The organism is Nonomuraea thailandensis (assembly GCF_024172165.1).
Classification (GTDB): domain Bacteria; phylum Actinomycetota; class Actinomycetes; order Streptosporangiales; family Streptosporangiaceae; genus Nonomuraea; species Nonomuraea thailandensis.
The window spans coordinates 7,650,431-7,663,521 of sequence record NZ_JAMZEB010000002.1 but is presented as its reverse complement, the minus strand read 5'-3'; the positions used below and the strand labels follow the sequence as shown (position 1 = coordinate 7,663,521).

Here is a 13,091-nt window from a genome sequence, read left to right as displayed (position 1 = left end):
TGCAGTGGTGCGGGCCTGGAAGCGGCGCAAGTTCGGCAACCGCGTGGGGTCGGCAACGGCGTGGGGTCGGCTACGGCGTGGGGTCGGCAGCGCTTGGGTCGTCGGCGGGTTCTGTGCCTTGAGCGGGTCCGGCAGCGTTTGGTCATCGCGGTTCTGCGCCGCGGGAGGAATGCGTCTCACTGCTGGTGCGAAGCCCGGCGGGCACGCTCCAGGTCGTTTCTGGCGGTCCTGGTCAGTGTCTGCTCGGGGCCCATGACCGCCTCGAACCGGTCCACGACCCACGCGTACGCGGCCAGCGCGTCCGCGCTCCGGCCCGCCGCCTCGTACGCGGTGGCCAGGCCATGCCGGGTGATCAGCGTGTCGGGATGGTCGGCGCCCAGCACCCGGGCCTGCTGAGCGGCGACGTGCTCATGCAAGCGGACGGCTTCGTCGGCCCTGCCCGCCGCTGTGTAGGCGCGTGCGAGCCGGCCCTTGACGACCCAAGTGTCGGGATCGTCGTGGTCGAAGAGCCGCTCGCGATCGGCTATCAGCTGCCCGAACAGCTCGATGCCACGCTCGGGCCGGCCTCCCTCGGCGTTGGTGCAGGCCTGGAAGTAGCGGGCCGCGAGCAGAGTGGGATGGTCCGGTGGGAGCGCCCGCTCCTGGTCCGCCACCACCTCATCGATCATCGGCACCGCCTCCTGCGCCCGGCCCGCCATCGTGTACGAGAAGGCCACCGACGCCCGCGACCACAACGTGTCGGGATGATCGTCACCGAGGACGCGGGAGCGGTCGGCCGCGACGCGCTGGTAGAGGGCGGCGGCCTTCATCACCTGGCCGGCGTACTCGAAGGCGTGTGCCAGCGTGTGCCGGGCGGCGAGGGTGTCCGGATGTTCGGGGCCCAGCAGCCGCTCGCGCCCCCTGACGACGGCCTCGGCGGCGGGGAGGGCGCGGAGCCCGTCGTTGAGGTAGACCAGGTGTGACGCCACGACGTGGCGGACGCGCAGGACGAGCTCGGCCGCCGCCCGCAGGTGCGCGAGATCGTCCTCCGGGGCCTGCTCCACGGCCTCCCACAGGGCTGCCGCATGCTCCGACACCGCCATGATGGTGGGGAACCGCCGCCAGGTGTCGTGGTCGGAGATGTCCTCGGCCGCCGCGCACAGCCGCCGCGCGGCCGTCTCGACCAGCGCGGGCAGGGTGCGGTCGCGTCCTGCGCGGTCGCGTACCGCGCGCCGGACGAGGCGGTGGACGAACGCGGTCGTGCCGCTCCGGCTGAAGGTGACCAGCGAGCGAGCGCCCAGCTCGGCCAGAGCCGTCTCGGCCTGCGCTCCCAGCAGCTCGGACCCGACCCCGGACGTGGACAGCACGGACAGCTCGCCGAGCAGGTGCGCCGCCGCCGGGCTGGTCTGCCCGGCCGACAGCATGATCGCCTGCGCGACCCCGGTCGGGTACGGCTCGCCGCGCGGCCGCGCCAGGATCACCTCGATGGGGGTGTCCCGCAGCCGTCGCAGGTAGGACTCGCACGACAGGCGCGGCGGGCCGACCAGGGCCGCGGCGGCGATGCCCAGGGCGAGCGGCAGGCGGTCCAGCTCCTCGGCGAGCGAGGGGAAACCGTCATCGTCCTCGCCCACTCGCGTGCGGAGGTAGCCGGTCGCCTCGGCCTCGGTGAACTGCTCCACCGGGACCAGCGCGCCGAGCCGTTCGAACGCGTGGTCGTTGGTGGTGATCAGCACGCGAGCCCGGCCGTGCGCGGGGAGCAGCGGCGCGAGCAGGTCGGGGTCGGTCGCGTTGTCGGCCACGACCAGGTACGGCTCCTGCCGTTCCTGGAGCCAGGCCCGGACCTTGCGGACCACGGTCGCCGGGTCGTCCGTGTCGCCGCGTAACCCGGCGTCGGTGGCGAGCCGGTCAACGGAGCCGTGCAGCTGGTCGGCCGTCTCGGCGTGCAGCCACGCCACGGGGACGCCGTCCTCGATGCAGCGCCGGGCGTACGCCGCCGCCAGGTGGGTCTTGCCCACTCCGCGGCCCCCGACGAGCGCGCACACCGCCGCCACGCGGGGCGCGGAGATCATCTCGTCGATGCGTTCGCCCAGCTCCGCGCGCGGCTGGAAGGCCTTGGGCTCGCGCGGCACGTCGCCGATCACCGCGGGCACCGGGCGGGAGGAGTCCTTCCGGGTGGCCGGGCCTGCGCCCGCCTGCCCGGCCCAGACGGCGAGCGGCGTCGCGGGAAGCAGGACGACCAGGCCCACGACGATGCTCGTGGTGTCGAGCCCGAGCCCGTAGGTCACGCAGACCCACCAGGCCAGCACCCCGGCGGCCGACGGCAGCACCGCCGCGATCACGACCCTGATCCAGCGCGGCATCTCGGCTCTCTCTGTGCTGGCATGATCTCGTGACGGACCGGAAGGTCATCTTCGATGAGTGTCACACATCCGGCCGCTCCTGCCTCCCCCGCTGACGGAGCGGGTGGCGCCGGGGGACGCCGGATGTGGCTCAAGCGGGCGTGCCTTGGCCGTCGGGTGGGCGACATGCCGCAGGATGCCCGACCCCGAAGGCGATTCCGGAGCCAATGGGTGACACCTGTCTGAACGTGGAGATGCAGGCCCGTAAGACACGCTTGATGACGCGTTTGCTTGCTCGTGACCTGTTCGACGCATAACCTCGACGGCAGTGAGGAGTTACTCCGCGCAGCGCGGATTGCCATACCGGTGAACGACGGACGAATTGAACGAGGCAGGAGAGGTGTCGGCACCAGCGGTCGACGCCCCATCAGTCTTGGCTTGACATCGATCCCGGCGATGACGCCGACAGGGCTTTCCGCGGCGCGCCTGTGACCCCTCCCGTTTGTGGCCGCGTTAAGAGTTCTTGACGACGCGAGGAGGGCGGGGCACACATGGGGCCGCTGGTCGTGGTGCTGATGGTGGCGGTGCTCGTGCTCGCGTTCGGGATGATCGTGGCGCTTCTCGTCGTCATACGCCGCACCTCGGGCAGCCTGCCGGGCAAGGGCAAGCCCAGCGCCGAGCAGGTGGAGGCGGTCCACGAGGAGCTGGAGCAGGCGCGGGAGGCGGCGCGGGAGATCCGCGACAAGGCCGAGAGCGACGCCGAGGACATCCTGCGCAGGTCGGAGACGGCGGCCGAGAACGCCGCGCAGATGCGGCGTGAGGTCGAGGAGGAGAGCCGGATACTCAAGTCCGAGCTCAAGGAGCTGCGCTCGGACCTGGAGCGCCGGGAGGCCAGGCTGGCCGAGCGGGAGCAGCGGCTGGACGAGGAGGCCAGGCGGCAGGCGGAACGTGACAGGAAGCTGGCCGAGACCGAGGTCGAGCTGGCCGACCGGCGCGAGGAGCTGCTGCAGGTCGAGCAGGGGCGGCGGCTCATCCTGGAGCGGGTGGCGGGGCTGACCGGCGAGCAGGCCAAGGCCGAGCTGGTCAGGGAGATCGAGAACCAGGCCAAGCGCGAGGCCGCGCTGATCGTCAGGGAGATCGAGGGCGACGCCCGCAAGGAGGGCGAGAAGCGGGCCACGAAGATCGTGACGCTGGCCGTGCAGCGGCTGGCGGCCGAGCAGACGGCCGAGTCGGTCGTGAGCGTGCTGCACCTGCCGGGCGACGAGATGAAGGGCCGGATCATCGGCCGTGAGGGCCGCAACATCCGGGCCTTCGAGTCCACGACCGGCGTGAACCTGATCATCGACGACACGCCCGAGGCGGTGCTCCTGTCGTGCTTCGACCCGGTCAGGCGGGAGACGGCGCGGCTGACGCTGGAGAAGCTGGTGCTCGACGGCCGCATCCACCCGCAGCGCATCGAGGAGGCGCACGACCGCAGCCGCCAGGAGGTCCAGGACCTGTGCGCGCGGGCCGGCGAGGACGCCCTGGTCGAGCTGGGCATCACCGACATGCACCCCGAGCTGACGCTGCTGCTCGGCCAGTTGCGCTACCGCACCTCCTACGGCCAGAACGTGCTCAAGCACCTCATCGAGTCCGCCCACATCGCCGGCATCATGGCCGCCGAGCTCAAGATGAACCAGACGCTGATGAAGCGCTGCGCCCTGCTCCACGACATCGGCAAGGCCCTGACGCACGAGGTCGAGGGCAGCCACGCGCTGATCGGGGCGGAGATCGCCCGCAGGTACGGCGAGGAGGAGGACGTGGTGCACGCCATCGAGGCGCACCACAACGAGGTCGAGGTGCGCACCGTAGAGGCGGTGCTCACGCAGGCGGCCGACGCGATCAGCGGCAGCCGGCCCGGCGCCCGGCGCGAGTCCCTGGAGGCCTACGTCAAGCGGCTGGAGCGGCTGGAGGAGATCGCGCAGTCCTACGAAGGCGTCGAGAAGGTGTTCGCCATGCAGGCCGGCCGGGAGATCCGGGTCATGGTCAAGCCGGACGCCATCGACGACATCCAGGCCCAGGTGATCGCCAGGGACGTCGCCAAGCAGGTGGAGGAGGAGCTCACCTACCCCGGCCAGATCCGCATCACGGTGGTGCGGGAGTCGCGGGCGACCGAGTTCGCCCGCTGAGCCCCGCTGCGAGCAGCTCCGCTACGAGAAGATCTGCTGGTAGAAGGCCAGTTCGGCCGCCAGGGCCGCCGCGCGGGTCTCGGTGCGGCGGAAGCCGTGCGACTCGCCCTCGAAGGCCAGGTACGTGCACGGCACCCCGCGTTCGGCGAGCGCGTCGGCGAAGGCGGACGACTGCCCGGGCGGCACCACGGGATCGTCGAGCCCCTGCAGGAGCAGCATGGGACAGCTCACCCCGTCGACCAGACCGAGGGGCTCGCGCGAGGCGTACACCCGCGGATCCTCCGGCCCCACCAGCCACTCCACGTACCGGGACTCGAAGTCGTGGGTGTGCGCGGCGAGCGGGGCCAGGGCGCTGATGCCGTAGTAGGAGACGCCTCCGGCGAACACGTCGGAGCGGCAGCAGGCCGCCATCACCGTCCAGCCGCCCGAGCTGCCGCCGCGGACCGCGATCCGGCCCGGGTCGGCCAGGCCCTGGGCGGCCAGCCACTCGGCGGCGGCGATCGCGTCCTCGACGTCCACCACGCCCCACTGACCCCTGAGCCGGTCGCGGTAGGCGCGGCCGTAGCCGGTCGAGCCGCCGTAGTTGAGGTCGAGCACGCCGATGCCGCGTGAGGTGAGGAACGCCTTCTCCAGGTCGAGCGCGGTGTCGGCGTGGGCGGTCGGGCCGCCGTGCACGAAGATCACGTACGGGGGCGTGCCGTCGATGGCGGGGGCGTGGGGCGGGTACAGGAACGCGTGCACGTCGGCCGAGGGGCGCCGGAGCAGCACGGGCTCGGGCACGGGCAGGAAGGCCGGGTCGGGCAGGGGGCCGAGGGCCTGCCCGAGCGGCTGGTGCCCGCCCGTGACAGTGTCGACGGCCACGACCGAGCGGGGGGTCGCGGCGGCGTAGGCGATGCCGATCACGGACGTGCCGTCGGCGGCCAGCGCCGCGTTCCAGCCGCTGTAGGGCAGGTCGAGGTCGGTCAGCGTGCCCGCGCCGGGGTCGAGCAGGCCCAGCCGCAGGTCGCCGCGCCCGTGCAGGACCGCGAGCCGCCCGTCGGGCAGCACCGTGTACGGCATCCCGCCGAGCTGCCACGGCGGCAGCGTGAACTCCTCCTCGGCCACGGCCAGCGCCCGCGCCCCCTCGCCGCGCATCCCCACCTCGTAGAGGTTCCACCAGCCGGAGGCGTCGGAGATCAGGTAGAGCCGGGAGTCGTCCTTCCAGGAGGGCGCCAGCACGGACTCGGTGGGGCCGCCGCGGACCCGCCACGCGGCACCCCCTCCTTCGAGCGGGACGACGCGGAGCTCGGTGCCGTCCCAGGGCATGCGGGGATGGTCCCAGCAGACGTAGGCCAGGTGCCGCCCGTCGGGTGAGACGGCAGGACCGGCGTAGAAGTCGCAGCCGGTGGCCCACACGCGGGTCTCGCCGCCGTCCAGCGGGATGGCGACGACGGCCCTGGTGACCTTGCCGTTCTCGTCGTGCTGCTCGCGTACGCACCACACTTGGCCGTCGTGCACGAGCAGGTCCGCGTAGCGGCAGCCGTCGTCGGTGAGGGGCTCCGGCTCGCCGTCGCCGGACAGGACGTACAGCCGCTGGTCCCCGAGGCTGACGAAGACGACGTCACCCGCGGGGGTCACGGCGTACGGCCTGCCGCCGTACTCGTGCACCCGCGTGCGCGCGCACCAGGGCGCGGGGAGCAGGTCGCGGCGGGTGCCGTCGGCGGCGCGGCGGACGATCACCGTGCGCCCGCCCTCGTCGGGGCGGTCCTCGGTCCACCACACCCGGCCGTCCATGGCCACGGGCCAGCCGGGACGCACGCCGGAACCGGCCACGTCTCTGGTCGAAATGGGGGAGGGCCAGAAGGGCATACCCGCATCCTGCCGGAAGATCGCTTGGAGTGCGGGCGGTCCCCCGAGATCAGGGGCAGCCCACGGGCCGCGGCAGGGTGGAGGGCAGGACGAGATCGGTCCTGCCGAACCATTTGCGCAGCAGCCGCTCGGTCGTCCCGTCCCGCCACATGCCGGCGATGGCCTGGTTGACGGCCTCGCAGGTCTCGGTGTCGCCCTTCTTGAGGCCGACGGCCCACGTCTCGTTCGTGATCGGGTCGTTGAGCAGCCGGAACCTGCCGGGGTCCTGCTCGGCGAACCCGGCCAGGATGAGGTTCTCGGTGCTGACCGCGTCCAACTGGTTCGCGGCGAGCTTGCGGACGCAGTCGGAGTAGTTGGCGGCGTTCACCAGATGGGCCGGCAGGTCCAGCTTGCCGTCGGGTGGCGGGTCCACGATCCGCCGGTAGGAGTTGGAGCCCTCGGCCAGGCAGATCCGCTTGCCCCGCAGGTCGCTCGTCTTACGGATGCTCGTGTCGCCGGCGCGGACCAGGGTGTCCTGGGGGACGATCGCGTACGGGCCGCCGAACGTGACCTTGGGCCTGCGGGCCTCCGTGACGGAGTAGGAGGCCACGATCATGTCCACGGTGCCGTTCTGGAGCAGCGCCTCACGGTTGGACGACGGCGCCTCGCGCCAGACGATCCGCACCCCGTCGCCGCCGGTGAGGTGGTTGACGAGGTAGCGGGCCACGTCGGTGTCGAAGCCCTGGGGCTCGCCGCTGCCCAGCTTCAGCCCGAGGCCCGGCTGGTCCCACTTCGTGCCGACGACGACGGTGCCGGTGTTCCTGATCTTGTCCACGACGGTCGCGTACGAGCCGCCGCCGCCACACGCGGCCAGCCCCACCGTCACAGCCGCCCCTGCGAGCGCCGCCCTGCGCATGTTCATCCGCATACCCGCGCGGGCCGTACTGCAATGCGGACCTGGACTTTCTTTGACATCTCGGGCGGCGGGCATGACGCCCGCCGCCCGAGGACGGGACTACTCCAGGGGCTTGTCGGGCGCCAGCCCGCCGCCCTCGGTGCCCTGCCCCGCGCCCACGCCGACCTCGGCCGAGCCGGGCGCCGCGACCGGGCGCGCCGCAGTCTTGCGGCTGCGCCTGCTGCGCTGCTCCAGCCACGTGGCCAGGTAGCTCAGCGCCATGTTGAGCGCCAGGTAGATGACGCCGATGACGATGGCCGCCGGGATGAGCGAGCCGAAGAAGCGGGCAGGCAGGATCTTGAAGCCGGTGTTGAGCAGGTCGACGTAGGCGATGATGTAGCCGAGCGCGGTGTCCTTGAGCAGCACCACGAGCTGGCTGACGATCGCCGGCATCATCGCCGTGACGCCCTGCGGCAGCAGCACCAGCCGCATCACCTGGTTCTTGCGCATGCCCACCGCGTACGCGGCCTCGGACTGCCCCTTGGGCACCGCGTGCACGCCGGCCCTGACCACCTCGGCCAGCACCGAGCCGTTGTAGAGCATGAGGCCGACCACGACCGCCATGAAGGCGTAGTCGCCGCCACCGCCGATCATCGGCGCCAGGTAGAAGATGAAGAAGATCAGCAGCAGCAGCGGGATGGCCCGGAACACCTCGACCACCACGCCGGCCGGCACCCGGATCCACTTGTGGTCCGACAGCCGGGCCAGGCCGAAGACCGCGCCGAACACCAGCGCGAGCACCGCCGCCACGGCCGCCGCCCGCAACGTGCCGATGAGTCCGGGGATGATGTAGAAGTCCCAGGTCTCCCACTGCAGGAACGGCTGCCAGATCTTGCCCTCGAACTGGCCCTTGGCGTCGAACCCGCGGTAGACGCCGTACAGCACGGCGCCGACGGCGATGACGCTGACCACCGTGAGGGTGTGGTTGCGGATCCGCCCGCGCGGGCCGGGCGCGTCGAACAGCACGGAGGTGCTCATCGGACCACCGCCAGCCGTCGCGCCAGCCAGCCGGTGAAGAACCCGATCGGCATGGTCAGCGCCATGAAGGCGACGACGATGCCGAGGAAGATCGGGATCGACGCGCCGGTCGTGTCGAACGTGATCTTCATGACCGCCGCCGAGTCGAGCAGGAAGCCGCCGGCGGTCGCGACCGTGGTGTTCTTGATCATGGCGATCATCACGCTGCCCAGCGGCGCGATGACCGCGCGGAACGCCTGGGGCAGGATGATCATCGTCAGTGACTGCGTGAACGTCAGCCCGATCGCCCTGGCCGCCTCGGCCTGGCCCATCGGCACCGTGTTCACGCCGGCGCGCAGCGCCTCGCACACGAAGGCCGCCGTGTAGAGCGACAGCCCCATCGCCACGATCCAGAACGAGTTGGTCGTCGGCGTCTCGGAGAAGACCAGGCCGAGCTGGTCGCTCAGGCCCAGCGCGGAGAACGCCAGCACCAGCGTCAGCGGGGTGTTGCGCACCACGTTGACGTAGACGGTGCCGGCCGCGCGCAGGACCGGGGTCGGGGAGACCCGCATCGCGACCAGGACCGTGCCGAGGATCAAGGAGGCGATCGCGGCCACGATCGACAGCTTGACGTTCTCCAGGAATCCCAGCGCGAGGTCGGGCCCGTACTTGATTAGTTCGTCCATCGTGCTCCACCGCAGGGGCGACGGGCGGCCGGGTCACCGGCCGCCGTCACCGACGTGATCAGGCGCAACCCTCGGCAGCGGGTGCCTGCGTGGACACGTTCAGGCCCTGGATGCCGCCGAACCACTTGTCCAGCAGCGTCTTCATGGTGCCGTTGCTCCACAGCGCGGCCACCGCCTTGTTGACGGCCTCGCAGGTCTTGGTGTCGCCCTTCTTCAGGCCGATGCCGTACTTCTCGTCCGTGAAGCCCTGGCCCAGCACCTTGAAGTTGCCGCCGGCCTGCTTGGCGAAGCCCGCCAGGATCAGGTCGTCGGTGGTGACGGCGTCGAGGTTGCTGCCGGTCAGCTTCTGCACGCACTCCGAGTAGTTGGCCGCGTCGACGGTGGTGGCGTCGATGTCGAGCTCACCGTCCGGGGGCGGGTCGGTGATGCGCTTGTAGGAGTTGGAGCCCGAGGCCTTGCAGATCTTCTTGCCCTTGAGGTCCTGCGGGGTGTTGATCGAGGCGTCGTCCTTGCGGACCATGATGTCCTGGTGCGCGACGACGTACGGGCCGCCGAAGGTGACCTTGCCCTTGCGCTCCTCGGTGATGGAGTACGTGGCGAAGATGATGTCGACCGTGCCGTTCTGGAGGAACGGCTCGCGGTTGGAGGAAGCCGACTCCTTCCATTCGATCTTCACGTCCTTGCCGCCGTTCACTTCCTTCAGCACGGCCTTGGCAACGTCGACGTCGAAGCCCTCGGGCTCGTTGCCCATCTTCAGGCCCAGGCTCGGCTGGTCCCACTTGGTGCCGACCACGACCGTGCCACCGCCCGTGATCTTGTCGGCCACGGTGGCGTACGTTTCTCCCCCACCGCCACAAGCGGCCAGGCCCGCGGCGAGTGCCGCGATGGAGAGCACCGCTCCCGTTCGACGCATGTGCATGTGTACCTGCCTCATAACTCTCAGTGCGTGAGGATCTTCGAAAGGAAGTCGCGCGCACGATCCGTCTGCGCGTTGGTGAAGAACTCGTCGGGGGTGTTCTCCTCGACGATCTGCCCGTCCGCCATGAACACGACCCGGTTGGCGGCGCGGCGGGCGAACCCCATCTCGTGCGTGACGACCATCATGGTCATGCCGTCACGCGCCAGCCCGATCATCACATCGAGCACCTCCTGCACCATCTCGGGGTCCAGTGCGGAGGTCGGCTCGTCGAACAGGATCATCTTCGGATCCATGGCCAGCGCCCTGGCGATCGCGACACGCTGCTGCTGGCCGCCGGAGAGCTGCGCGGGGTACTTGTCGGCCTGCGCCGCGATGCCCACCCGCTCCAGCAACTCCATGGCCCGCTTGTCGGCGGCGTCCTTCGATACGCCGCGGACCTTGACCGGGCCGAGCGTGACGTTCTCGCGGATGGTCTTGTGGGCGAACAGATTGAACGACTGGAAGACCATGCCCACGTCGGAGCGAAGCCTTGCCAGCGCCTTGCCCTCGGCCGGCAGCACCTGGCCGTCAAATATGATCTTGCCGTCGTTGATCGTCTCCAACCGGTTGATCGTGCGGCAGAGCGTGCTCTTCCCGCCACCCGAAGGGCCGATGACGACCAGAACCTCGCCGCGAGAGACGGTCAAGTTGATGTCCTTCAGGACGTGCAGCGCCCCGAAGTGCTTGTTGACGTTCTCCAACTGGACCAGTGGAGTGGCGTCCCCGTTCTCCGTCATGGAGTAAAACGTAGAGGGCCTTAGAACGCTGTGCACTAACCGAGCGGTACCGATCCGATCACATCATGCCGCCAAGCTGGCCTTTTAGATCCATACGGGCCGCCGCAAGCCGCACAACGACTACCCTTGAACGTGCCATGACTGTGACCCAGGAGGGCGCCCGCACGTACCAAGTGCGCACATACGGGTGCCAGATGAACGTCCACGACTCCGAGCGGCTGTCAGGCCTGCTGGAGGACGCCGGCTACGTGCCCGCCCCCGACGGCGAGACGGCCGACGTGGTCGTGTTCAACACGTGCGCCGTGCGGGAGAACGCCGACAACCGCCTCTACGGCAACCTCGGCCATCTCCGGCCGGCCAAGACGCGCAACCCGCGCATGCAGATCGCCGTCGGCGGCTGCCTGGCCCAGAAGGACCAGGGCGAGATCGTCCGCAAGGCGCCATGGGTCGACGTGGTGTTCGGCACGCACAACATCGGCTCGCTGCCGGTGCTGCTGGAGCGGGCCCGCGTCGAGGGCGAGGCGCAGGTCGAGCTGAAGGAGTCGCTGGAGGTCTTCCCCTCGACGCTGCCCACCAAGCGCGAGTCGGCCTACGCCGCCTGGGTGTCGATCTCGGTCGGCTGCAACAACACCTGCACGTTCTGCATCGTGCCGTCGCTGCGCGGCAAGGAGAAGGACCGCCGGCCCGGCGACATCCTGGCCGAGGTACGGACCCTGGTGGACCAGGGGGCGCTGGAGGTCACGCTCCTCGGGCAGAACGTCAACACCTACGGCGTGGAGTTCGGCGACCGGCTCGCCTTCGGCAAGCTGCTGCGCGCCTGCGGCGACATCGACGGCCTGGAGCGGGTCCGCTTCACCTCGCCCCACCCGGCCGCCTTCACCGACGACGTGATCGCCGCCATGGCCGAGACGCCCAACGTCATGCACCAGCTCCACATGCCCCTGCAGTCGGGCTCCGACCGGGTGCTGCGGGCGATGCGGCGCTCGTACCGGGCCGAGCGCTACCTCGGCATCATCGAGCGGGTCCGCGCGGCCATGCCCGACGCGGCCATCTCCACCGACATCATCGTCGGCTTCCCCGGCGAGACGGAGGAGGACTTCCAGGCCACCCTCGACGTCGTCCGCCAGAGCCGCTTCGCCAACGCCTTCACCTTCCAGTACTCCATCCGCCCGGGCACCCCCGCGGCCACCATGCCCGACCAGGTGCCCAAGGAGGTCGTGCAGGAGCGCTACGAGCGGCTCGTGGCCCTGCAGGAGGAGATCTCGTGGGAGGAGAACAAGAAGCAGGTCGGGCGGACGCTCGAGGTGCTGGTGGCGGAGGGCGAGGGCCGCAAGGACGACGCCACGCGCCGGCTGTCGGGCCGCGCGGCCGACAACCGCCTCGTGCACTTCGCGGTGGGCGAGGAGACGCCCCGGCCGGGTGACATGGTGACGGTCGAGGTCACGTACGCGGCCCCGCACCACCTGGTGGCCGACGGCGCCGTCCTGGGTCTTCGGCGCACCCGTGCCGGTGACGCCTGGCAGGCCCGCCAGGCCGCTCCCGCGCCGTCCTCGGGCCCGGGCGTCCTGCTCGGCATGCCCACCGTCGGCCGCCCCGCCCCGCTGCCGGCGTCCACCGGAGGCTGCTCCGCCCACTGACCCGCCCTCGCCCGGTGGGGCGAGGACGGGCCGGGCCGTCAGCGGGTGAGCCTGTCGAGGGCCTGCTCGCACGGCTGCCGGCGGAAATCGTGCATCGTGGCGCAGGGGTTCGGCAGGCCGCGCCCCCGCGCGGGCGGCGGCGCGACGGCGCTCCGGCTCGGTGACGGCCGGTGCGGGGGAGGCGCCTGCGGGGACACCCGCGGCGTCGGGAGGGCCTGTGCCCGGTCAGGAGGGGCCGGGCGTTCCCTGGGAGGCGAAGGGGAGCGGCCAGGGGGCCCGGCGTGGGGCGGCCGCCGGCCGCGTGCTGTCGTCTCCGCGGGAACGCCGATCTCCGGCGGGGGCGCGATCACTCCCGGAGGCGGGGGGAGCACCGCTTCTCCAGGCGGCGAGAGCGTCACGTCCCCAGACGGTGAGAGCGCCGTGTCCACGGGCGGCGAGATCGGCGCGTTCCACGGCGGCACGGCCTCGATCCAGGGCGGTGACAGCGGCCCGAGCACCATGCCCGCCCGCTGGGCCGACGGAATGGGGAACGATCCAACGGAGACCGCTGTCATGGTCGCTGTTTGTGTCGCTTTCGACGCCGAGAGTGGCGAAGTCGATGTATTCGATCTTGGGGTAAGCGGAGTTTCCTGATCGAATTCCCCGCGTCTTTGCGGTGTGACATCGGGCGCGTTACTGAATGCCAGGAATATTCCCACCCCGGCGGTGGCGAGCACTCCGACGACTCCTGCCAGCGGCGCGAGGTGCGGGCGGCTACCTGGGCAAATGGATCGAAGGGGGGACAAGTCGTGATTCCTTTGTGATTGGTGTGCGAGCATTCAGCCGTTGCGGCTAGTGTGGTCCATCAC

At 70.8% G+C, this 13,091-nt stretch carries 10 protein-coding genes; 3 read left to right on the top strand and 7 right to left on the bottom strand.

Annotated features, from left to right (window positions below; all coding sequences use genetic code 11):
* Nucleotides 1-176: 176 nt before the first annotated feature.
* A complete protein-coding gene (locus HD597_RS65065; RefSeq protein WP_276083128.1) occupies nucleotides 177-2,339 on the bottom strand; it encodes a tetratricopeptide repeat protein in 2,163 nt (720 codons plus the stop codon).
* Between the two features lie 530 nt (nucleotides 2,340-2,869).
* Here HD597_RS65065 and rny point away from each other — a divergent pair.
* A complete protein-coding gene (rny, locus tag HD597_RS38925; RefSeq protein WP_253749116.1) occupies nucleotides 2,870-4,486 on the top strand; it encodes a ribonuclease Y in 1,617 nt (538 codons plus the stop codon).
* Between the two features lie 21 nt (nucleotides 4,487-4,507).
* Here rny and HD597_RS38920 read toward each other — a convergent pair whose 3' ends face one another.
* The 6 genes from HD597_RS38920 to HD597_RS38895 form a co-directional block, all read right to left on the bottom strand.
* A complete protein-coding gene (locus HD597_RS38920) occupies nucleotides 4,508-6,334 on the bottom strand; it encodes a S9 family peptidase (protein WP_253749114.1) in 1,827 nt (608 codons plus the stop codon).
* Between the two features lie 49 nt (nucleotides 6,335-6,383).
* On the bottom strand, nucleotides 6,384-7,235 hold the full coding sequence (locus HD597_RS38915) for a glutamate ABC transporter substrate-binding protein (RefSeq protein ID WP_253749112.1): 852 nt from the start codon (nucleotides 7,233-7,235) through the stop codon (nucleotides 6,384-6,386).
* Nucleotides 7,236-7,328: 93 nt separating this feature from the next.
* Nucleotides 7,329-8,246, bottom strand: a complete 918-nt coding sequence (locus HD597_RS38910; RefSeq protein WP_253749110.1) for an amino acid ABC transporter permease — start codon at nucleotides 8,244-8,246, stop codon at nucleotides 7,329-7,331.
* Nucleotides 8,243-8,911 (bottom strand): amino acid ABC transporter permease, encoded by a 669-nt coding sequence (locus HD597_RS38905; protein WP_253749108.1) that lies wholly within the window; start codon nucleotides 8,909-8,911, stop codon nucleotides 8,243-8,245. Before HD597_RS38905 ends, HD597_RS38910 begins: the two co-directional genes overlap by 4 nt.
* Before the next feature lie 58 nt (nucleotides 8,912-8,969).
* A complete protein-coding gene (locus tag HD597_RS38900; RefSeq protein ID WP_253749106.1) occupies nucleotides 8,970-9,830 on the bottom strand; it encodes a glutamate ABC transporter substrate-binding protein in 861 nt (286 codons plus the stop codon).
* 20 nt (nucleotides 9,831-9,850) lie between these two features.
* Nucleotides 9,851-10,606, bottom strand: coding sequence for an amino acid ABC transporter ATP-binding protein (locus HD597_RS38895; protein ID WP_276083127.1), 756 nt, complete (start codon nucleotides 10,604-10,606; stop codon nucleotides 9,851-9,853).
* 137 nt (nucleotides 10,607-10,743) lie between these two features.
* Here HD597_RS38895 and miaB point away from each other — a divergent pair, with 137 nt between their 5' ends.
* Both miaB and HD597_RS38885 read left to right on the top strand, forming a co-directional pair.
* Nucleotides 10,744-12,243 carry a tRNA (N6-isopentenyl adenosine(37)-C2)-methylthiotransferase MiaB gene (gene miaB, locus HD597_RS38890; RefSeq protein ID WP_253749104.1) on the top strand — a complete coding sequence of 500 codons (1,500 nt, stop codon included), beginning with the start codon at nucleotides 10,744-10,746 and terminating at the stop codon, nucleotides 12,241-12,243.
* 420 nt (nucleotides 12,244-12,663) lie between these two features.
* The gene (locus HD597_RS38885; protein ID WP_253749102.1) at nucleotides 12,664-12,876 is read left to right on the top strand and encodes a hypothetical protein; all 213 of its coding nucleotides are present in this window, start codon (nucleotides 12,664-12,666) and stop codon (nucleotides 12,874-12,876) included.
* Nucleotides 12,877-13,091 lie beyond the last annotated feature (215 nt).